At 44.6% G+C, this 20,720-nt stretch carries 17 protein-coding genes; 9 read left to right on the top strand and 8 right to left on the bottom strand.

From position 1 onward, the window contains the following. Positions 1–46 precede the first annotated feature (46 nt). The 3 genes from pstA to CW749_RS02500 all read right to left on the bottom strand — a co-directional run bounded on the left by pstA (position 47) and on the right by CW749_RS02500 (position 2,754). Positions 47–922: a phosphate ABC transporter permease PstA gene (gene pstA / locus CW749_RS02490; RefSeq protein WP_101110310.1), complete on the bottom strand. Its 876-nt coding sequence runs from the start codon at positions 920–922 to the stop codon at positions 47–49. Between the two features lie 2 nt (positions 923–924). Beyond that, complete coding sequence (gene pstC / locus CW749_RS02495) at positions 925–1,854, bottom strand: phosphate ABC transporter permease subunit PstC (RefSeq protein WP_101110312.1); 930 nt, start codon at positions 1,852–1,854, stop codon at positions 925–927. Between the two features lie 78 nt (positions 1,855–1,932). Then, positions 1,933–2,754 carry a phosphate ABC transporter substrate-binding protein gene (locus CW749_RS02500; RefSeq protein WP_101110314.1) on the bottom strand — a complete coding sequence of 274 codons (822 nt, stop codon included), beginning with the start codon at positions 2,752–2,754 and terminating at the stop codon, positions 1,933–1,935. Positions 2,755–3,566: 812 nt separating this feature from the next. On the opposite strand from CW749_RS02500, the gene CW749_RS02510 reads away from it, so the two are divergent. Beyond that, complete coding sequence (locus CW749_RS02510; protein WP_101110315.1) at positions 3,567–4,499, top strand: LysR family transcriptional regulator; 933 nt, start codon at positions 3,567–3,569, stop codon at positions 4,497–4,499. Between the two features lie 144 nt (positions 4,500–4,643). On the opposite strand, the gene CW749_RS02515 is transcribed toward CW749_RS02510, so the two are convergent. Together CW749_RS02515 and CW749_RS02520 are read right to left on the bottom strand one after the other, a co-directional pair. Continuing rightward, on the bottom strand, positions 4,644–5,999 hold the full coding sequence (locus tag CW749_RS02515) for an aerolysin family beta-barrel pore-forming toxin (protein ID WP_101110317.1): 1,356 nt from the start codon (positions 5,997–5,999) through the stop codon (positions 4,644–4,646). A 135-nt stretch (positions 6,000–6,134) separates the two neighbouring features. Further along, positions 6,135–7,034, bottom strand: a complete 900-nt coding sequence (locus tag CW749_RS02520; protein WP_101110319.1) for a LysR family transcriptional regulator — start codon at positions 7,032–7,034, stop codon at positions 6,135–6,137. Positions 7,035–7,186: 152 nt separating this feature from the next. On the opposite strand from CW749_RS02520, the gene CW749_RS02525 reads away from it, so the two are divergent. From CW749_RS02525 to CW749_RS02550, 6 genes are all read left to right on the top strand, one after another. Continuing rightward, positions 7,187–7,585 (top strand): RidA family protein, encoded by a 399-nt coding sequence (locus tag CW749_RS02525; RefSeq protein WP_101110320.1) that lies wholly within the window; start codon positions 7,187–7,189, stop codon positions 7,583–7,585. 121 nt (positions 7,586–7,706) lie between these two features. Further along, the gene (locus CW749_RS02530) at positions 7,707–9,161 is read left to right on the top strand and encodes an aldehyde dehydrogenase family protein (protein WP_101110321.1); all 1,455 of its coding nucleotides are present in this window, start codon (positions 7,707–7,709) and stop codon (positions 9,159–9,161) included. Positions 9,162–9,195: 34 nt separating this feature from the next. Next, entirely contained in the window at positions 9,196–10,185 is a 990-nt protein-coding gene (locus CW749_RS02535; RefSeq protein ID WP_101110323.1) for a membrane dipeptidase, read from the top strand. Positions 10,186–10,327: 142 nt separating this feature from the next. After that, entirely contained in the window at positions 10,328–11,926 is a 1,599-nt protein-coding gene (locus tag CW749_RS02540) for a BCCT family transporter (RefSeq protein ID WP_101110325.1), read from the top strand. Between the two features lie 108 nt (positions 11,927–12,034). Beyond that, positions 12,035–13,735, top strand: a complete 1,701-nt coding sequence (locus CW749_RS02545) for a hypothetical protein (RefSeq protein ID WP_101110327.1) — start codon at positions 12,035–12,037, stop codon at positions 13,733–13,735. Beyond that, complete coding sequence (locus CW749_RS02550) at positions 13,732–14,457, top strand: DUF3726 domain-containing protein (RefSeq protein WP_101110329.1); 726 nt, start codon at positions 13,732–13,734, stop codon at positions 14,455–14,457. Before CW749_RS02545 ends, CW749_RS02550 begins: the two co-directional genes overlap by 4 nt. Positions 14,458–14,482: 25 nt before the next feature. Here the strand turns inward: CW749_RS02550 and CW749_RS02555 are convergent, their stop codons facing one another. Beyond that, positions 14,483–15,400 carry an EamA family transporter RarD gene (locus tag CW749_RS02555; protein ID WP_101110331.1) on the bottom strand — a complete coding sequence of 306 codons (918 nt, stop codon included), beginning with the start codon at positions 15,398–15,400 and terminating at the stop codon, positions 14,483–14,485. Positions 15,401–15,872: 472 nt separating this feature from the next. Here CW749_RS02555 and CW749_RS02560 point away from each other — a divergent pair, with 472 nt between their 5' ends. After that, the gene (locus CW749_RS02560; protein WP_237322307.1) at positions 15,873–17,300 is read left to right on the top strand and encodes an OprD family outer membrane porin; all 1,428 of its coding nucleotides are present in this window, start codon (positions 15,873–15,875) and stop codon (positions 17,298–17,300) included. 71 nt (positions 17,301–17,371) lie between these two features. Here the strand turns inward: CW749_RS02560 and CW749_RS02565 are convergent, their stop codons facing one another. After that, a complete protein-coding gene (locus tag CW749_RS02565) occupies positions 17,372–18,256 on the bottom strand; it encodes a LysR family transcriptional regulator (protein ID WP_101110334.1) in 885 nt (294 codons plus the stop codon). A gap of 106 nt (positions 18,257–18,362) precedes the next feature. Here CW749_RS02565 and CW749_RS02570 point away from each other — a divergent pair, with 106 nt between their 5' ends. Beyond that, the gene (locus tag CW749_RS02570) at positions 18,363–19,727 is read left to right on the top strand and encodes an MATE family efflux transporter (RefSeq protein ID WP_101110336.1); all 1,365 of its coding nucleotides are present in this window, start codon (positions 18,363–18,365) and stop codon (positions 19,725–19,727) included. A 62-nt stretch (positions 19,728–19,789) separates the two neighbouring features. Here the strand turns inward: CW749_RS02570 and CW749_RS02575 are convergent, their stop codons facing one another. Continuing rightward, positions 19,790–20,653: an AraC family transcriptional regulator gene (locus CW749_RS02575; RefSeq protein ID WP_201796986.1), complete on the bottom strand. Its 864-nt coding sequence runs from the start codon at positions 20,651–20,653 to the stop codon at positions 19,790–19,792. Positions 20,654–20,720 lie beyond the last annotated feature (67 nt).

The raw sequence follows: 20,720 nt of genomic DNA on the forward strand, positions 1-20,720 counted from the left end.
CAAAAGGTTCTGTATTTGTACGTCGCGGTGCCAATACGTTGAAATATCAGTACGTCGCGGTATTGAAACGTCTTGCGATAAATTTGGTGATCATGTTGATCAACAAGACAACGACGATAAGAACAGTGGCTGTACCGTAGGCTTGGTTCCACTCTTCAACGGTGAACAGCTCGGTTGTCAGCTTATAAAGGTGAACGGTTAGCGTTCGACCAGAATCCAACAAAGAATCTGGAATGCGCGCAACCATGCCCGCTGTTAGGAAAACAGGAGCGGATTCACCAATGACACGACCAATACTAAGAATGACCGAGGTTAAAATACCTGGCATTGCGCTTGGCAATATTAAGCGCCAGATAGTGTAGATTTTAGAAGCGCCAAGACCGTAAGAGCCTTCGCGGAACGTTTGTGGAACCGCCATTAGGGCTTCTTCTGTCGTACGGATGATGACAGGAAGAATGAGGATACTCAGTGTTAACGCACCCGATAGAATCGAGAACCCAAGCCCTAATATGGCAACAAAGAATGTCATACCGAACAAACCAAATATGATGGAAGGTATTCCCGCCAGTGATTCAGTACAGAAACGGATGATCTTCACGAGCTTACTGCCCACTTTGGCGTATTCCGTCAGGTAGATAGCCGTCATAATACCGAGCGGCGCAGCCACCGCTATGGACGCGATAACCATGTAGATTGTCGACACAATCATTGGGAAGATACCTTGTTCATCCCCAGTGCGCGTATAGTTATCGGTGACGAATGCCCAATCGACGTGTTTCAACCCGTTGGACAAGATGTACCAGATAATCCAAAACAGAAAGCCAACGGTTAATGCTGCGGAAATCCAAACAAAGGCGTTTAGCATGCCGTCTTTAAAGTTACGTGCTTTTTTCAGCTTACTTACTTGAGTGTTATTGCTCATGATTACTTCGCCTTCTCACGGTTTAGGTACAGAAGAACGGCATTCAAACTCATGATGAATACCAGCAATACCACGCCTGTCGCGTAGAGTGCACTAGCGTGAACACCACTTGCGTACGACATTTCGATAGCGATGTTCGCGGTTAATGTACGTGCGGAATCCAAAATGCCTTCAGGCATCGCTGGGGCATTCCCCATCACCATAATAATGGCCATGGTTTCACCCAATGCACGGGCAATACCTAGAATGACGCCAGTCATAATTCCCGAGCGCGCAGCAGGAACAAGCAACTTAAAAATGGTATAGATTTTTGATGCGCCCAGAGCCAAAGAGCCTTCTTTGTAGGTTCTCGGAACCGCGCGGATAGAGGTTTCGGATACGGTGATCACAGTGGGTAAAATCATTACACCCAATACGATGATCCCAGCTAAAATCGTGTTACCTGCCGGAACATTAAAGATCTGCTGAATCAGTGGAACAATGATAACCAACCCGAAGAATCCGTATACCACGGAAGGAATACCCGCTAACAGTTCAACCGCAGGGCGGATGATATCGGCTAAGCGTTTTGGTGCAATTTCAGCAATGAAGATGGCGGTTAACACACCAATTGGCACCCCCACAATAACCGCGCCGAAGGTAGACACTACCGACGCCACAATCATGGTTGCAACACCGTAAAGTGCGGGCGGCAACCAGTCCTGCCCAAAAACGATGCCGGTTACACCCGCTTCTTGGAAGGCTGGAATACTTTCTGCAACGATGAAGTAAGCAATGGTTGCTAAAGAGACGATACCGATAACGGCACTGCTCAGGAATAAAGAATGGAAAATACGCTCTTTCCAATCTACGCGCTTTTTCTCACGCAGTGGACGGTTTTTTTCTGCGTTTTCGCCACTCATAGACTTTTCACTATTGATCGCGATGGTCATAAAAAATACTCATATCGAAAGGTTCGAAATGGAAAACGCTCAGCCCTCGCGGGCTGAGCAAATATTTTAAAAAGGAGCTTAGTTAACTGTGATGTAGCCTTTTTTCGCTACAAGAGATTGCGCTTCAGCAGCCACCATCCAGTCTAGGAACTTCTGAGTTTCTGCTGATGGTTTGCCTTGTTTAAACAATACAAGGAATGGGCGAGCAACTTTGTATGAACCGTTTTTCACGTTTTCTACAGTGGCTGGTGTGCCGTCGATTTCAAGAGCTTGAACCGAAGAATCAACAGTACCTAAAGAAATGTAGCCAATCGCAAATGGGTTACTTGCTACCATTGTTTTTAGCGCGCCATTGCCGTTAGCAACTTGTGCACGTTGAGAAATCGCTGAAACCTTTTTGCCAGAGATTTTCTTTTTCAGCTTCATGATGTCTTCGAATGCACCACGAGTACCTGACGCAGTATCACGAGTGATTGCAACGATAGGCTTGTCAGCACCGCCAACTTGTTTCCAGTTAGTCACTTCGCCTTTATAGATAGCTGTTACTTGTTCAGCCGTAAGACCTTTCAAACCGTTTTTAGGGTTAACCACAACCGCGATACCATCACGAGCAACAACCAGTTCTTTTAGCGCTGGCTCTTTTTCAGAACTTTTTAGGTTGCGAGATGACATACCTAGATCCGCACTTCCGTTTTTCGCGGCTTTCACACCAGCAGAAGAACCAGGACCTTGAACTTCAATGAAGACGTTTCCGTTCGCTTTCATGTAAGTTTCAGAGAACACTTCCATCAGTGGAGTAACACTGCTAGAACCGACAGCAGAGATAGTTTCTTTAGCTAGAACTGGGTTTACTGTTAGTGTGCCTAGTAGAGCTAATGCACCGATTACTGTTTTTTTCATCACAATTTCCTTTAGTGGCATTCATCGCCGTTGTGTTTCACTTGACGCTGCTCACTTTAGGATGGATTTATGACAGTCATGTTTCACTAGTTTGAACCCTATATGACAAGGTGTAATTTTTAAGAATTCTTGCATTTCTCCTATTTCACACAGTAAGTTTATCTTCAACTTACTGTGTCAACTTGGCTGCTATTACTCTAAACAAGGTGAGCCTTTACAGGTCTATAGAGCTATGGATTTTGTATAGACGTACTAAAGAGCATTTTTTTAGAGCTTTCTGGTCTATACCCAAGTAACCTCAAGATGCAGGATTCAGAGCCTCATAGTCTGTTCCAGTTCAAGGAGAAGGACGCAGTGGAATGACGAGTCCTTTCCAAGTTCTTTGACGATGAAATTGGACAGAATATGGGCTCCCAAGGGCGAGTTTAACTGGCTTTCATACTGTGTTACCGATTATTGATTTAGAACGACTAGATCTTCAAATCGGTGCCTTGTCTGAAAGCCAGTTAACTCTCGCTGAACCAAGCATCTTGAGGTCACTTGGGTATATGGTTTCTCATTCAATATGAATACATATATTATTTACCCCATACTTATTTAGTCATATCTAAATAAGTATGGGTTAATTGATAAAATTGAGCTGATTAACAACAATTTTAGAATTAAAATCACATTTCCATCTAAATAATAAAGTTATAATTAAATCTTATCGAACAATTTAACATTATTAATAACCTTACAAAAACCAATCCTATATTTAGTTTTACAGCATCTCATCAATAAATAACCATGTTATTCGTTAAGTTGGTAAAATGGATAAATTTCTAAAAATAAAAGCTTTTGTTACCGTAGTAAATGCCAATAGCTTCTCTCTTGCCGCAGAGCAGCTTTCTGTTTCCATATCAACCGTCAGTAAACGTGTACAATATCTTGAGAAAGAAGTGGGATATCAATTATTAAATAGAAAGGGAAATAAAATATCGTTAACCAATAAAGGAATCGACTTCTATCAAAAAGCCCGAGACTTGCTGCATGGCTATAATGAGCTAATGATGCCCAATATAGAAAGCACGATGAAAGGCACTGTTAGGCTTGGGCTGCCGCGACGTTTTGGTGAAGACGTTGTTTTTCCTATCTTATTAAAGTTCATCAATCAATACCCCGACATCCATCTAGATATCTGTATGAACGATACAAGAGAGTCTATTTCACGTATGGGGTATGACTTGGTTTTACGAATTGGGAAAGTGACCGAACAAGATGTCGTCTCTGTAAAGCTTGGGCAAATACCTCGAGTACTTGTTGCCCCTTCTAACTTAGTCCCTAAACAAGAAAGGGATAACATTCATTATATTAGCCAGTTACCTATCGTTTTAAATGTAGCGACAACCTTTTCATTATATAAGAATTTTTTATCTAACTACGTTTCAACAGATAACGTAATTATGAAAGTAAATTCAGATAGATGTGCAATTAATGCCATAATGTCGATAAATGCTATCTCTATACTTCCTTACTTTAATATTAAAGAGAACGTAATAAATGGTGATATGGTTATATTGTTAAAAGACAAACCATTACCACCTCAAGATATCAGCTTAATATTCCCCAACAGGCAACTATTAACAACACCTACCCGAACTTTAATTGATTTCCTCAAACAAAATTTGGCAGAAGTACTTCCAAGCCAATCTTGTATTATTGAAAACCCTATAATCAAACCAGCATTAAGCAATGAACTTTAATTTAGATTTTTATAATATAAAAATAGAGGGGAATTCCCCTCTACTTTATATTGATAATTTTTCCTAACTCCCTAATACCACTCTTCTATCATTAAATAACCTTAACAATAGTGTTGGCACTATTAGTGAATAAGGGCTTATTCTCTATTGCGTCAATGGGCTCGCTAGAGAAACAGAGATGTTAGCATCCGCATAGTCATCAGATAGCCTTTCAACGGATTCCACAACTAAGCCCATATTGGAGCCGGCTGAGAGCAATCTTGCTGTGCGACCATTAGATGGTTGGCTACAATTTGCTAGCGTCGAAATCTCTTGCTGCGTTAATGGAATCGCCGCCCCTGCTGTGATGTTGTATTGACTGCCATCGACAGTCGTGAACTTACCAGACATCGCCGCACCGTATTTACGCTTCGCCACATTACCTAGCACCCAGCTAAGGTTAGACTGACCAAATTCATTCTTCATCCAGTGCCAATCCCAGTTGCTACGCCCAGAAATATAGGAATATTTATATTCGTCGGCGATTTTTTGAGGACCATTAAGACCAATGGTACTTCCAAAGGTTTGCGTCATGGTTGGTCGATTGGTTGGATGATCAGATCGCGCATTCCCACCCCAACGCAGGAACCCTTCGAAATCTAGGTTGTAGCTTAGATAAGCAAATGAGTTGTAGGGAATGTCAGCCTTTTGCTTAAACAAAGTGAGCGTAATATAGCGCTTATTCATCGCAGGAATTTGCGCTCGGTACTGTGCTTTTCGGCTAATCGAGGTGGATTTACCATCCGTTTCACTCCAACCTTGGCTCGCATTGAATTCCGCTTTGATTTCCGACGAAGCGCCACCAATAAGTGGTACACCGACTTCGTATTTGTTTGTCACACTGAGCGATTGACCAAACGAGAAATTATCGGTTTTTGTCCAACTTGTCGTTTCGTTGTAGTCCATATCAACAGGTGCTGTGTCTTCCGTCGTTCCGCAGTTGTACACCATTGCATCAACAGTTGCTAAAGCTTCACGGTCGTACACTTCAGGTTCCCCCAACACCAATGTCGCTGGGTTTGTCACCAATTTGACGTCTTTCACTTTCATTTTTAAACGCTTGTGTGCCCAATAGCCATCGGCATGGGGATCATTACTGTTGTATCGCGCATTGATGCTGTATGTCTTTTCATCAATACGCCTCACTTCCATATCTTCACCGATATAGCGTGATTTCGTGCCACCAGCCCAACCAAAACCTAAATAATGTCCAAGGTACGACAGAGGTTTATAGAAATCTGGGTCGTTAAATACGTTGTATTGTAGGGCTTCAACATTTCCACCATCGGCATACGCCTTGTTTTGGTAACTAGGTAATGCTGGCAGCTGGCTATTATTTACTGTAGGGGTTGCACTGCCTGACGCACCGTCTGAAGACGAACTCGCCAAAGCGACAGAAGGTGCCATAACAAGTGCAATACTTGCTGCTAAGGTACATAAAGCAAAAGGTTTTCTTTCCATTATTATCTCCTTTGTGTTTGCAAAATCATTCTTATGCATTGAGATTGGAGAGTGAATATCAATGGAATAAAACCGAGTTTTCCTAAATAGAAATTGCTTTTTGATAGTTTGATCAGTATCGGTGCAATTTATGACCTAAAGATCATTCCTACCTTCCTGCCCGTAATTTAGATACTCGATACATAGGTCGTGAAAGGCTTGCGCTTGCGGAGATATAGTGCGATCGGACAACCTAAAAATCCCTATCTCACGTTGTAATGGTGGATCGATTAGGGGTATCCAAGTCAGGCGTGTTTCATTGGTAGGAAACGCTAACTTTGGAAGTGTTGTCACACCTATCCCCAACTCAAGGACAGAGAACAAAGAAGTAATGTTTTCTACAGAGTAGAGCGCTCGTTCACTTAGCACTCTGGCCGGCGTAGACTCCAACAGGGTACAGGTGCCGTTTCGAATAAATGGTTGCTGTATGAGAGTTTCCCATTCAATGCCTTCTTGTTTGCTCGCGATTGGGTTGTCTTTCAAACACACCACACCAATCGGGTCTGAAATCAGCGAAACAAAATCAATGGATTCTTCTTCCAAGTGCGAGCAGTTACCTAAAGCGAGATCGACTTCTCCCGACATCAACCGAGACTCTACACCGGCTGCATTGTCGTCGACTAAGCTCACTTCCACACTAGGGAACTGTTCACAAAATGCAGCCAGCACACTTGGAATCAGTTTGGCGGCGACTGAAGGAACGCTGGCAATGCGTACCCGACCTTGCTGACCAGCCGCTGCCGCTCGCAAATCGTTATCCAGCGCATGGTACACATTTAGAAACTGGGAAATTTTAGGGACACATATTTCACCAAATGGCGTCAACGCAGACTTATTGCCACTTTCAAAAAGTGGTTGCCCTAATGTGCGCTCTAACTCCTTAATAGAAGTAGAAAGCGCCGCCTGAGATCGATTCGCTCGATGCGACGCCGCTCTAAACCCCCCTTCTTCTACGACCAAAGAAAAATGCATCAGTTGTTGTAGCTTTATATTCATAACTTTTCTCTCAGCCCTTTTTGGGATTGATGCCAAACACAGTGATAAATTTTATTTATCAAATGTAAAAAATTTACCGTTAGATTTATCACCTGTCAAAGGGCAATATTTAACCATCAAGAAACAATTTTGTTACATATTGGAACTGAGACGTGAATACACAACCTAAAAAACACCCGATCAAAACTGAACTTTTTGCTTCCAAAGCACCACTAGAATGGGCAGTCGTTGGAAACGGCACGCTTTACACTGCTCAAATTCCCATTGATGAAACGGGTGCGGTTGTTGAAGGCGGTATCGAGGCTCAAACCCGACAAACTTTCGCAAACTTAAGCCATACCCTTGAGTGCGCTGGCGAATCCATGGATTCAGTCTTTCAAGTTTTGATTTACGTGACCGACCGCGAGTATCTTCAAACAGTTAACCGTGTTTATGCCGAGTACTTTAACGCCCCCTTCCCTAACCGTGCAGCTATGGTTGTAGCAGGTTTGGCTAGAGAGGAAATGTTGGTGGAGTTCGTTGTGTACGCTTCTGCGACTCAGGCTCAGTAGCTTGTTTTTAGGCAGCAACCAATAACGTAAGCCTCAATAAACACGACATATATTCGAACACGCTGCAAAACGTCTATAACAATAAGAGATGAGCAGCCAAAGAACAGATAAGGACACAACAATGACGACTCAATTGCCCTACGAAAACGCACTCTACATTGGTGGTGAATGGCATACAGGTGAAAGCACTGTTGCTAACATCAACCCATCGGACATTTCCGACACCATTGGTTCCTTCGCACAAGCAAGCGAGCAACAAACTCAACAGGCTATCAGCGCAGCAAGACACGCACAGCCAGAGTGGGAAAAAGCCCCGATGGAGCGCAAGCAAGCTGTCTTGCAAGCGATTGGTGATGAGTTGATAGCGCGATGTGACGAATTGGGTACGCTGCTTTCTCGTGAAGAAGGAAAACCTTTTGCTGAAGGTCGTGGAGAAATCTACCGCGCTGGGCAGTTCTTCCAGTACTTTGCGGCGGAAGTTCTTCGTCAAATGGGGGACACAGCCGATTCTGTTCGACCTGGTGTTTCTGTTGAAGTCACGCGTGAAGCGGTTGGTGTGGTTGCCATCATTTCCCCATGGAACTTCCCTACCGCCACCGCCGCTTGGAAAATCGCGCCAGCGCTCGCGTTTGGTAACAGCGTCATTTGGAAACCCGCTAACCTCACTCCCGCCAGTGCCGTTGCACTGACTGAAATTATTCACCGCCAAGGATTGCCAGCCGGCACATTCAACCTCGTTCTAGGTAGTGGCTCTAAAGTTGGTAACACTCTGATTAATTCTAAAGAGATTAACGCGGTCAGCTTTACAGGTTCTGTTGAAACCGGTCGTAAAGTTGCTGCTGCAACCGCACCCAACTTTGTGCGCAGCCAATTGGAAATGGGCAGTAAGAATGCCTTGGTGGTTGCCGACGATGCCGATATTCAAACAGCGGTTGATGCCACTATTGCCGGTTCTTTCTCTGGTGCTGGTCAAAAATGTACCGCATCTTCTCGCCTTGTCGTCATGGATGGTATTCACGATCAATACGTGGAAGCGCTAATCAAACGCATGAGCGAGCTGAAAGTCGGCCACGCACTCGAAGACGGCGTATTTATGGGACCGGTTGTCGATGGTAATCAGCTGGACGCCAACTTCGCATGGCTTGATAAAGCCCGAGAAAGTGGTGCGGAATTGGCGTTTGGTGGAGAACGTCTAAACCTCGCTCACGAAGGTTACTACATGTCACCGACTCTGTTCTTGGATACTCAGAATCAATGGGAAGTGAACCAAGAAGAAGTGTTTGCGCCAATGGCAAGCGTCATTCGTGTTGCTAACCTCGAAGAAGCCATTGCCGTCACCAACGACACTCGTTTTGGTCTGACTGGCGGCATCATCACCCAAAGCCTGCGCACCAGTGCCATTTTCAAACAGCAAGCGCAAACGGGATGCGTCATGGTTAACCTGCCAACAGCTGGTACCGATTATCACGTGCCGTTTGGTGGGCGCAAAGAATCGAGCTTTGGTCCACGTGAACAGGGTCAGTACGCCAAAGAGTTTTACACCGTAGTGAAGACGACTTACCAGCGTCCTTACTGATCATATCGTGAACACCAACTAGGAAGGAATAGGCATGTATCAGCAAAGGATAGTGATTGATGGCTTGCAGTACTGCAACTGGAATCGCGAGTATTTTCAAACTCTAAAAGCCAGCGGTATTACCGCTGTGCACGCCACTGTGGTGTATCACGAAAACACCCGCGAGACGCTTACGCGTTTTGCGGAGTGGAACCTGAGATTCGAACAAAATGCCGATCTCATTATGCCTATTCACACCATGGCAGATGTGGAAGAAGCAAAAACCACGGGCAGAGTCGGTATTTTCTTTGGGGCACAAAACTGCTCCCCAATAGAAGATGAGATTGGGTTAATCGAAGTAATGAAACGCCAAGGTTTGCTGATCATGCAGCTTACCTACAACAACCAAAGTTTGTTGGCGACAGGCTGCTACGAGCAGCACGATATGGGCATTACTCGATTTGGTAAACAAGCCATTCAGGAAATGAACCGAGTAGGCATGATCATCGATATGTCTCACAGCGCAGAACGATCAACGCTAGAAGCCATCGATATGTCTTCTCGTCCGATTTGCATTAGCCACGCTAACCCAAGTTTTGCACATAAAGCCCTTCGCAATAAGTCGGATCATGTCATTAAGTCGCTTACTGAGCGTGGTGGGCTACTTGGTTTTAGCCTTTACCCTTTCCACCTTCCAAAAGGCAGTGATTGTACCTTGGAAGACTTCTGCCAAATGATCGCCAAAACCGCCGACATGGTCGGTGTTGAGCATCTTGCTATCGGGTCTGACTTGTGCCTGAACCAGCCTCAGTCTGTGCTGGAGTGGATGCGTAACGGGCGCTGGTCAAAAGCCATGGACTATGGTGAAGGCTCGGCAAGCAATTCGGGCTGGCCAGACTCACTGCCGTGGTTCGCTGGCAGCGAAGGAATGGAAAACATTTATAACGGATTACTACGTCATGGGTTCAACGAACCCGAGGCAGGACAAATTATCGGTGATAACTGGTTCAACTTTTTGAAAAGCGGGCTAGAGCCTATCACATAAAGCCTTTGTGATATGTAGAGCCTTGCCACACATAGAACCTGAAGCTCACCTAACAAGGAACAGCCTGCCTAACAAAATCAATAATAAGGGCAGGTGTTAAATACACCTTTGCAACGGCAAAGAAAACTTCTGGAGTCAGCACATGTCTGATCTAACCAATAGCATGAAAAATACTGAAGCTACTAACCCTGCATCTTCAGTATCGGACAACACCAAATCAGCACAAAGCGCAACGGATGCGTTAGGGCTGACCAACCCTGCATTATGGTACAGCGGCGGCTTTATTGCCCTGTTCGTTCTACTTGCTTTGTTCAATGGAGAACTGCTCTCCACGCTCGTGAACACGGGGTTTGCGTGGTCTGTTAAAGTATTTGGACCGTATTGGCAATTACTGCTTCTTTTAACCTTTGTGATTGGTCTCGGTCTTGCCGCAGGCAGAACAGGGAAAGTCATTTTGGGCAATATCTCTGCACCGGAAATGAACGGATTTCGCTGGATGGCGATCATCTTCTGTACCTTGCTCGCCGGTGGCGGTGTCTTCTGGGCAGCGGCAGAACCAATAGCACATTTTGTTAGCCCACCTCCTCTGTACGGCGCGCAAGAAAATGCCCAACAAATGGCGATCAACGCGCTTTCTCAATCATTTATGCACTGGGGCTTTCTAGCTTGGGCGATAGTGGGCAGTTTGACTTCTATCGTTGTCATGCACCTACATTACGACAAAGGGCTGCCGTTAAAACCTCGCATTTTGCTCTACCCTGTTTTAGGTGAACGCGCACTGAAAGGTCAAACTGGGGCACTCATTGATGCTTGTTGCATTGTGGCCGTTGCTGCCGGAACCATTGGTCCTATCGGTTTCTTAGGCCTACAAGTCAGCTATGCCCTTAATGCTCTGTTTGATATCCCTGACGGCTTTACCACTCAGCTGATCATTGTGATGTTCGCTATCGCTCTTTATACCCTTTCTGCCATCAGTGGTTTGAACAGAGGTATGCAGATGCTAAGCCGATTCAACGTTATCCTTGCTTGTGTATTGATGGTCTACATTCTGCTATTTGGTCCAACTAACTTCATCTTCAATGGCTACATTCAAGGCGTTGGCACCATGTTGGATAACTTCATTCCAATGGCAACATACCGCGGTGACGAAGGCTGGTTAAGCTGGTGGACTGTGTTCTTCTGGGGCTGGTTCTTAGGCTATGGACCAATGATGGCCATCTTTATCGCGCGTATTTCTCGTGGTCGAAGCATTCGTCAAATCATTTCGACCATCAGCATCATAGCGCCTTTGGTGACGTTCTTTTGGTTCACGATTGTCGGCGGCTCTGGTCTGGCATTTGAAATTGCCGAACCTGGTACCGTCAGTAAAGCTTTTGAAGGATTTAACCTTCCTGGAGCACTACTGGCAGTAACTCAACAGCTACCGTTACCAATGCTTGTCTCGATCCTATTTTTGATTCTTACGACAATTTTCATCGTAACAACAGGTGACTCCATGACCTACACCATCAGTGTGGTGATCAGCGGAGAAACTGAACCCAATGCCATTATCCGTACTTTCTGGGGCGTAATGATGGGGGTTACAGCGCTGATTCTTATCTCTCTTGGCTCGGGTGGGATATCCGCATTGCAATCGTTCATCGTGATTACTGCGGTGCCTGTTTCGCTGATCTTGCTGCCTTCTCTATGGAATGCGCCGCAAATAGCGATGAAATTAGCTAAAGAACAAGGCTTAAATTAGAGGCTGTAGACCTAGCCCAATATTCGGGTGGGCGTTTGCCCTCCCTATTTTTTATAACCATTTGTCTTATAAAAATTTTGACTTATAACAACATAGTGGTGAGCAAAAATGGATGCACATCGTTCAACTCATTTTAACGCCCAGTATCGCAATGCCAATGTCGTCATGGCGCCTGAACGCTTAGGCGCTATGCACCAAACCCGGATCAGTTTTGTTCGAACCTTGATCCGAAAAATGGCCAATCAAAAATGGAGCGTAACAAATCACCAGTGGGAGCTGTGTCCACAGGGCTTTGGTCACGTCGTTTATCAATTAAAAACACCGGAAAACATCTACCATCTGGTGGTGTTCTGCACTGAAATTGAAGACGATGAACGTAACGACAGAGTGATCGCTGAGAAGTGGGATGTCACTTTTGCACTGGTTAAAGGCGAAGTATCTCAGGTGCTCTTAAACAGGCTTCGTGAAAACGTGCCATTGCAAGAAGCTGGCCGCAACCCCAATAACGTTTTGGTGTTGGCTCGTGCGAACAAAAGCGTGCGAGTGTTCGACCACATTGTGTCAAGTTTATCTAATGGTATTCAACCTGAAGCGAATGAGTTAGCCAAAGTCGGCTACATATTGCGAACCACTGCGGTGTATGGCAATGGCAAATTTGGCATTGCCGATTTTAAGCTGCTAGAAAATAACCCAGACTTTAAACAGTCTTTCAGTGCGCAAATGTGTGCGGTTTACCTACTGCGTGAATTCAGCCTAGACTGGGTTCATTACCTCGCTAAACTGCAAGGCGGAGATCGTTTCGTCGAACTCGATCGCTCACTTCAACGCTACCTTGGTGTAGGCAATGCGACGGGGCTCGGCATGGCTCCGTACCTCATCAATCACCCTTGTATTGTCGACCAATGGTTAACCACGAGAGAGTCGGCATTGGCAGAAGTGCTGTGTCAATCGCCTGATGATCAAAGCCGCTCAAGGCTCGTGACTTTGTTAAATAAAGCCATTCGCCATTTAGATCAAGTGGTCACCATTGACGAGCCACAAAAGCAGCTTAACGTCGCAGCCGTTCAAGAGCTTCAACGCGTTGTAAGAGAGATGGATACCATTCCGGACACTCATCAAAGCTGGGGAGAGTGGCTAGAGCAGTGCACTCATTTCAGTTTAGAAACGCAGGAATCAATAACAAGCTGCTTAATGGAGCTGTACCCTGAAAAAGTAGACAAATACCAAGACAGAATGAATTGTGATGAGTCATTGCACTTGGAAGGTCATAGAACCGTTCAGCAGTTTATTGACTTGCTCGAAACACGCTATCACTGGGCAATTAACACCGATTATTCTCAGCACGACAACCGCTATTGGTTTTGGTATCGCTCGCAAGACAAAGAAGAACCACGGCTCGGTGTGCGAGATGAAGAGCCCGGTGAAGAGAAGGAACTGCCACTGGATATTGGGCGTCAGGTGAACAAACTTTATCATTCCCTCATCGCCGAAAATCCAAGTATATCTATGGCGGAATTTTCACTGAAGCACCCAAAACACCGTGCCATTGCTCGCAGAGCATGGACATTAGGGAACAAAGTGATGGGCGACATTCAAATGAATGTGTTGCACAAAGATGCACTGCCTATGCACTTATTAAGATGTAAATTGGCGATGTTCGGTGCGACTAAGTTTGACCCCAGGTCAGATCGCTGGGTAAGAGTAACGTTCTTTCAAGGCGCACCACTTCTTGATGAGATCAATGAAGACGAGTGGATCTTTCCTACGTTACCGTCATCAACCGAATACACCGGAGGCAAAGCGCCATGATAGTCTCTCATAACGAATTGGTGGCAACCGTCACCAAAGCATTTTTGGGAATGCGCAGAAACTGTGGTGAAGCCGATATCATCGCGAATATGGTCGCAGATTTGCAAATGGTTGGGCTAAATGGTGTCAAACATTTCAACAATGGCAGCCGATTCATGAGCAAGGAAGAAGATTGCCCAGTGGATGTTTACGAACTTGGTAATAGTAGCCTTGAAATTGATCTACATGGATCAAGCCTTGCGTGTCATTTACCCGTTGTATTGGATTTCGCACTAGAGAAAATGGTCAATCACCGTCAAATTACATTGAAGTTAACACGGTGCCATAACCGCTGGCTCGCCTACAGTGAATTAGCCAAACTGTCGTCTAAAGGCATTGCCTGTAAAGCCTATTGGGAAAACGGGTCTGATCCTAAAAAAGTGCTGCTGGTGCTAAACAAAGGGCGTATATCACCTGAGCTCTTCTTTTCAGAGCAGGCGTCGCCAGAATCGTTGATCATTCACGATATGACTATTGTTCTTTCGATTGATGACTTTGATTTTTCGGAAGTTGCCGACGGTTACAATATCCACATTTCGGCAAAGCAACTTTCTCGCACCCAAAAAGCCTCGTGGGAGAAAGGCATTGAAGTGGATGAACAAGAATGGCAAACGCTAAAAGAAACGGCGACAGAAATTCTGGTTGAAAATAGCGAACAATCAAGGCTTGGAGCAGGCGAATAATATAGGCGTATTAGGGTCTGATGACCTAGCCTAACGATCGTCGTAATTTCAACTGTTCTAACGCAACAATGGCCAACGCTACGATAATCGCAAGATAGGTTGGCCACTGGATCAACGCAATACGCTCCCCTAATACCAACGCAACACAAAAAACCAGCACAGGCTCCAAATACCCCAGTAGTCCAAATAGAGTCATTGGCAATAGCTGCGACGCATAGAAAAAGAGAATAATTGGGATAATACCCGTAAAAGCCAAACCGAGATAATACAGCCATGCGCTTGGTGCAATGGATCCCCAAGACTCAATTGGGTAAGTCAGAGCCATACCAATAATGGCAAACGGCAATAGAAAAACATTCTCTAAACTGAAAGACATGTCGCTGCTGATTTTATATTTACGGCGAAACATAAAATACATGGGATAACCAAAGCAAATCAAAAATACTATCCAAGAAACTCCGTCGGCCATCGCGTAAGCGTAAGCTACTCCACAGGCGGCGAAAGCGCATGCGATCAACTGTTTCCGAGTAATGCTTTCCTTATAAACAAAATGTGCAACTGCAGCTAATGTGAGGGGCAAGCAAAAATAGCCAAGCGCAACAGAAAGTGTTTCCCCTTGAAGGGGTGCCCAAACAAAAACCCAGAGCTGAGGGGCAATAAGAATCGCGGATAACATGTATCTCGGCCACAGTCGCCACTGGGAAAAGAAAGACCAAAACGTGGGTAATCGTCCAAATAGGGCAAGACCAAATAATAAGAGTATCGAACCCCATAATATTCGCTGACCAGCCAACCAATTCCCCATACCAAAATCGGTCGGAATGCCTGTAATCTCTGGCTGAAAAGTCACATAGGCGGGCATCATGGCAAACCCAATGGAAGCCATAATAGATGCCATTATTCCACGGGATTCATCGGTCGAAGTATTTTTCACTTGGTTCATTCTAGTCAGTCAGTTTTTATTAATATAATAGGGTCTGTTGACCTAGTAACTTACACTCAATTCTTAGAAGAGGGAATTGATTAAAAATAAGCCTAATTACGAAATTACTTTCTCTACATTGCTGCTGCTTAATTGGAGATTTTCGAGTAAATTGGCGACCTTTATTGATAGATGTCACAGAAAAACGTTCAATGCCACTTTGAGTAAAAAGTGATGTCACGCAAGCAAAGCCACATTGCACTTCGTATGGAAACCCCATATTCGATTTACCAATCAAATACTTAAGTATTCATGTCTTTCCTTTCTCCTCGCCACATTCAGATTGTGATCGGCTTCTAATCTCAGCACTTAACTATGATCCAAGCCTTATTTTATATATTTAAAACATCGTTTCTATTTTAAAAAACCACCGTTTTTATAACATTGTCAATGTGATTATTCACAGACTAATCAATAACTGATGGATATGGTTATGAATACGATAAACAAAGCACCACTTTCCCTACTCAGTACCTCCATTTTGGTTGCAATGGTGGCACTTCCTGTACACGCAAATGACAATGATCCAAATGATGTACTCAACCAAAGTGCTGCGGCACTGAACCTTGCCGATGAAGCAAAACAAGCCTTTTATGAAGACTCTTCATCCAAGCTGCACTCTTTCTTATACATCCGAGATCGTCAGCAAAAAGACGACAACGGTGAGTACGTTCCGAATATTGAAAATCAAACCCTACAATTGGCTTGGGATTACCGTTCTGGGTATTTCAAAGATACGGTTGGCATCGATATTTGGGCGAACACCAACTTGCAGTTAGGCGACACAACGGGTCAATCCGAAATTCTTTACTACGATCACACCTGTGAAAACAACCCATCTTACGATGGCAAAGCGTGCGAAAAATCTTATGTGGCAGTTCCAGTAGCGTCGCTTAAAGCCAAATTTGGCGACGACGATACAGGTCTTGCGCTTCGCGGTGGTTATACCCGAATCAATATCGGTACCATCCGTTCAAGCTGGGGATTAAACCCACATTCTTACCGTGGCCTAGAAGCCAAAGCGCACTTTGGTGATTTCGTTGTCGGTTACGCCATTGCGGACAAGTTCAAAAATGACTGGCGTAAAAACTTCCACGATATGACGACAACTTGGCACCAAAACCAGCACCCTGGTGGCAAACAAGGCAAGATCATCGACTACATTCACACAGTCGGTGGCATCTATAAGTTTGATGGTGGTCAGATTGATTTAGGCTACGGTGAAGGTAAAGACTACCGTACTAACTGGCAAGTTTTGGGTAAATACGGCTTCGACATGGGCGATGCAAAAGTCAACCTGACCGGTTTTTACCACGGCAGTATCCGCGCCGAAACTGAGCTGACAGGTCTTAAAGATCAAGAAGCGCAAAGTTACGTTGGCTTGGGCGCGAACATCAAAAGCGGTAACTTCACCTGGATCGCAGGCTTGAGTGCAACGGATACTAAAGGTCAAGAAGTTGGTTATAACTTCCGCCTTACGCCTTGGGCAAACTCTGACAACCGAAATTTCCAACAAACCACCTCTCAGCTAGAGGACTATAACGTTGATGGTACAAAAGCCGCGAAGCTTGCTGTGAACTACAACTTTGCTGATTTTGGTGTTGCAGGCTTAACCGCTGGTGTAGGCGCTAACTACGGGACGAATGTCATGTCTGATTTCGCTAAGAAAGAATACGACGCGACAATGAAATCACTGGACTGGAATGTTGGCTACAAATTCTTGGAAGGTGGGCTTAAAGGCTTGAACGTTCGTATGTTCCACGGTTACTACGATCATGGTGATTCCATTTCTCGTGGTCCGAAAAACAATGACCGCACAGACGTGAAGCTGCTTATCTCGTACAGTGTGAACCTGAAATAATTTCTATAGCTGCCTTTGTGCCCTGCATGGTTTCCCGCTTGCAGGGCATTTTTTATAGAAGAAGGCACTGGCTAAGCGCGATTCGCCATCATCTCTTTCAGTTCTTTAATCAACCAGCTTTTTACTTCGCTCGCTTGGCTATCAATTCGCTTTACTAGCCCAACTTCTACCATCATGTCTGCAAAAGAATCTTTACATGCCATGGTTTTGACCTGTCCTAAAAACCAATCTGAGTCAGCGATGTGCTGAGGAACAATAGCCCAACCTTGGTTACGCGCCACCAAATCGCAAATTAAATAATAACTGTCTATGTGCCAATGGTTCGGCGTTAATGCCTTATCGCCTCCCTCTCCGGAGCGGTCGCAAATAACGAATTGCCTGTCTCCATACAAATCCGATAACGAGACTTCTTGCTCACCCGCTAACGGATGATCTTCGCCAATAATCAGCACCTTTTCAAAGTACCCAATGGATTGAAAATCCACTTCTGTTGGTAAATCACTTTGGCGAAACATAAGCCCGATATCGGCTTTCTTTTCTGCAATCGCTACCGAGATATCATCACGCGAACCGTTGGTGATTGTCAGCCTAAGATTAGGAAAACGCTCTCCAAGGTTGGTGAATATTGAATGCGCGGTATCAAGTGGGATTGCTTCATCTACCGTGAGCTTTAAGGTGATAGGTTCACCAGAAGAAGCCGTCAGTGCTCGGCTATTCAGCTTTTGGCTTTGCTGTAAAAGCGCTTCTGCGTCGATGAGCATTTGCTTGCCCAACTCGGTTAAAACAGGAAAGCGAGCGGAACGATCAAAGAGTTCAAACCCCAGATCCGCCTCTAGATTTGAGATGGCACTGCTCACCCGAGATTGCGCCTTTCCCATTTTTCGGGCTGCGGCAGAAAATGACCCAGTATGAGCAGCCGTCACAAACGCTTCAATCTGATCCAAAGTCCAATTCACGTTACCACCTCAATCTATCCGAAATACGGATAGATAGTAACTTTATCTATCCATAATAGAAATATAATCGATTTCAAATTTGATCAACGTAATTAGGTATCGCGCCATGTCTCAAATCACTGCCTCTCAAAAAAATGACTCTGTAACGAGTACGTTTTGGCGTTACGCCATTCCGTCTATCGTTGCTATGGTAGTGAGTGGTCTTTATCAAGTCATTGACGGAATTTTTGTCGGTCATTACGTTGGAGGAGAAGGGCTTGCGGGGATCAATATGGCATTCCCTGTTCTAGCAGTTGTTATTGGGATTGGGTTATTAATTGGCATGGGTGGCGGCAGTGTTATATCCATCAAGCGTGGAGAGGGAAACACTCAGTCAGTTAACCATTCATTATTCACATCCATCTTTCTTGTTCTCATTACAGGGATTGTAGGGGCAATATTCCTGGTGATTTCGAGCGACTCAATATTGTCCATACAAGGTGCTTCAAATACACCAAGAGCATTCGCAGAAGATTACATTGACATATTAACCATGGGAACGGTGTTGACTATTGGCGCTGCCGCACTTCCGATGTTAGTTAGAAACGATAATAGCCCTAATCTAGCGACAGCCTTTATTGTCGTTGGAGCGTTAGCCAATATTTTACTGGACTATGTGTTTTTGGCGCACCTCAATATGGGATTAAAAGGGGCAGCCATCGCTACGTTAATAGCACAACTAGCAACGTGCCTTTTAGCCCTTTGGTATTTTATCAGCAAGCATTCCGAAGCTTCTTTGAACCAAGGAAAATTCTCATTCAAAATTGCTAAGCGAATCTTTGAATTGGGCGCATCTAGCTTAGTTATGTTCATATACTTCGGCTTTGTATTAGCCCTGCACAATAAGCTATTTATGATGTACGGCGATGCAACTCATGTCGCGGCCTTTGCCATCGTCGGTTACGTAGCCAGTTTGTATTACTACTTCACGGAAGGGATAGCCAATGGAATGCAACCCCCAGTGAGTTACTATTTTGGTGCTAAGCAATACGACAATATCATTAAGACAGTCAAGCTGGCTTTGGCAGTATCCGTAGGGTTAGGTATTGTTGTGGTGCTGCTGGTGAATGTATATCCATTAGCGGCTATTTCTTTATTTACCACGGGTGATGTGGCATTAACTGATGCAACAGCGCAGGGCGTTAAACTTCACTTGCTAGGCATTTACTTAGATGGTTTCTTATTTGCTGCTTCTGTTTACTTTATGGCAATAGGTCTTGGGGGCAAAGCCCTGTCTGTCTCAGCTGGGAACATGTTTATCCAACTGCCCTTTTTATGGATTTTACCGAAATATCTTGGTGTAGATGGCATTTGGCTATCAGTACCTGCTTCGAACATTGCTCTTACGGTTATCGTGTTGCCTATGTTAATTAAGAGCCTTAGAAACTTGAAAGAAGAGGCACAACATCCTGAGCCTTTGCCAGTCACATGATGGACACAAAAAGGGCACTTCACTGTGCCCCTATCAATATTCAAACCGTAAAGAGAACAGTCTTATGTTCTGCCCGAAAGTGGCAAGAAAATATCGGTAATTAATTCATGCTCAGCCACTTCCGGAAAGAAATTATGATAGTGGAAAAAGCATGGGAAATCTCCCGTCTCCTCACCACTCTCTGGTAACCACTTTCCGTAAAGATAGTGCACCTTCTCGTCCAGAAGATCATGAGATCCGGTGTGCCTTAAAACGGCTACTCGCCCTTGTGGTATGGTTTTGTTCACCACACTAAATTCATTATTTGGGATTGGCTTTAACACTTCACCACAGATATCGAAACGGAATTCATTCGGCTCAACGATTGCCGGATCATGATAAATAAGCCCAAACGTTCGGCTCCGAGAGATGGGAGATAACCCCGTCGATTTTCGCCATTGGACAAACTTCATCGCGGACTCATTCACTTTCTCAGCAGGTCCTAAGTGTTCTAATACAGCCACTTTTGTTTCTTTAAAGTCAGTAATATTTACATTCATCACGTTCACCGTTGGTATTGTTGTCTTCTTCATTTTCTGGTTCCATAACAGCCAATCCGGATTCATACGAAACGCCATTGGCGATATGCCAAACTCTTTTTTGAACGCACGAGAAAATGATTCAGAAAACTCATATTTCGCATCCATCGCAATGTCTGTAATGCTTTTCTCTTTCAGAAAACACAGCTCATAGGAGGCTCTTTTTAGGCGAGTTTGGGTAATGTATTTTGCTACGCTGACACCAAAATACGCACTAAACTGTCGATGGAAGTGATATTCAGAAAAATGAGCCACTTGGCTTAACCGTTTTACCGTCAAACATTGATCCAAGTTTTGATGGATAAACTCGCAAACGTTTTTCATTTTTCTATCGTATTGGTTCTTCACATCCTCTCCTTTGTTCGATTCCTAATATCTTATTTTGATGCTTATTGCGCCTGACCAATCTTGCTGT

This window comes from Vibrio sp. vnigr-6D03 (assembly GCF_002835515.1).
GTDB classification, from domain to species: domain Bacteria; phylum Pseudomonadota; class Gammaproteobacteria; order Enterobacterales; family Vibrionaceae; genus Vibrio; species Vibrio penaeicida.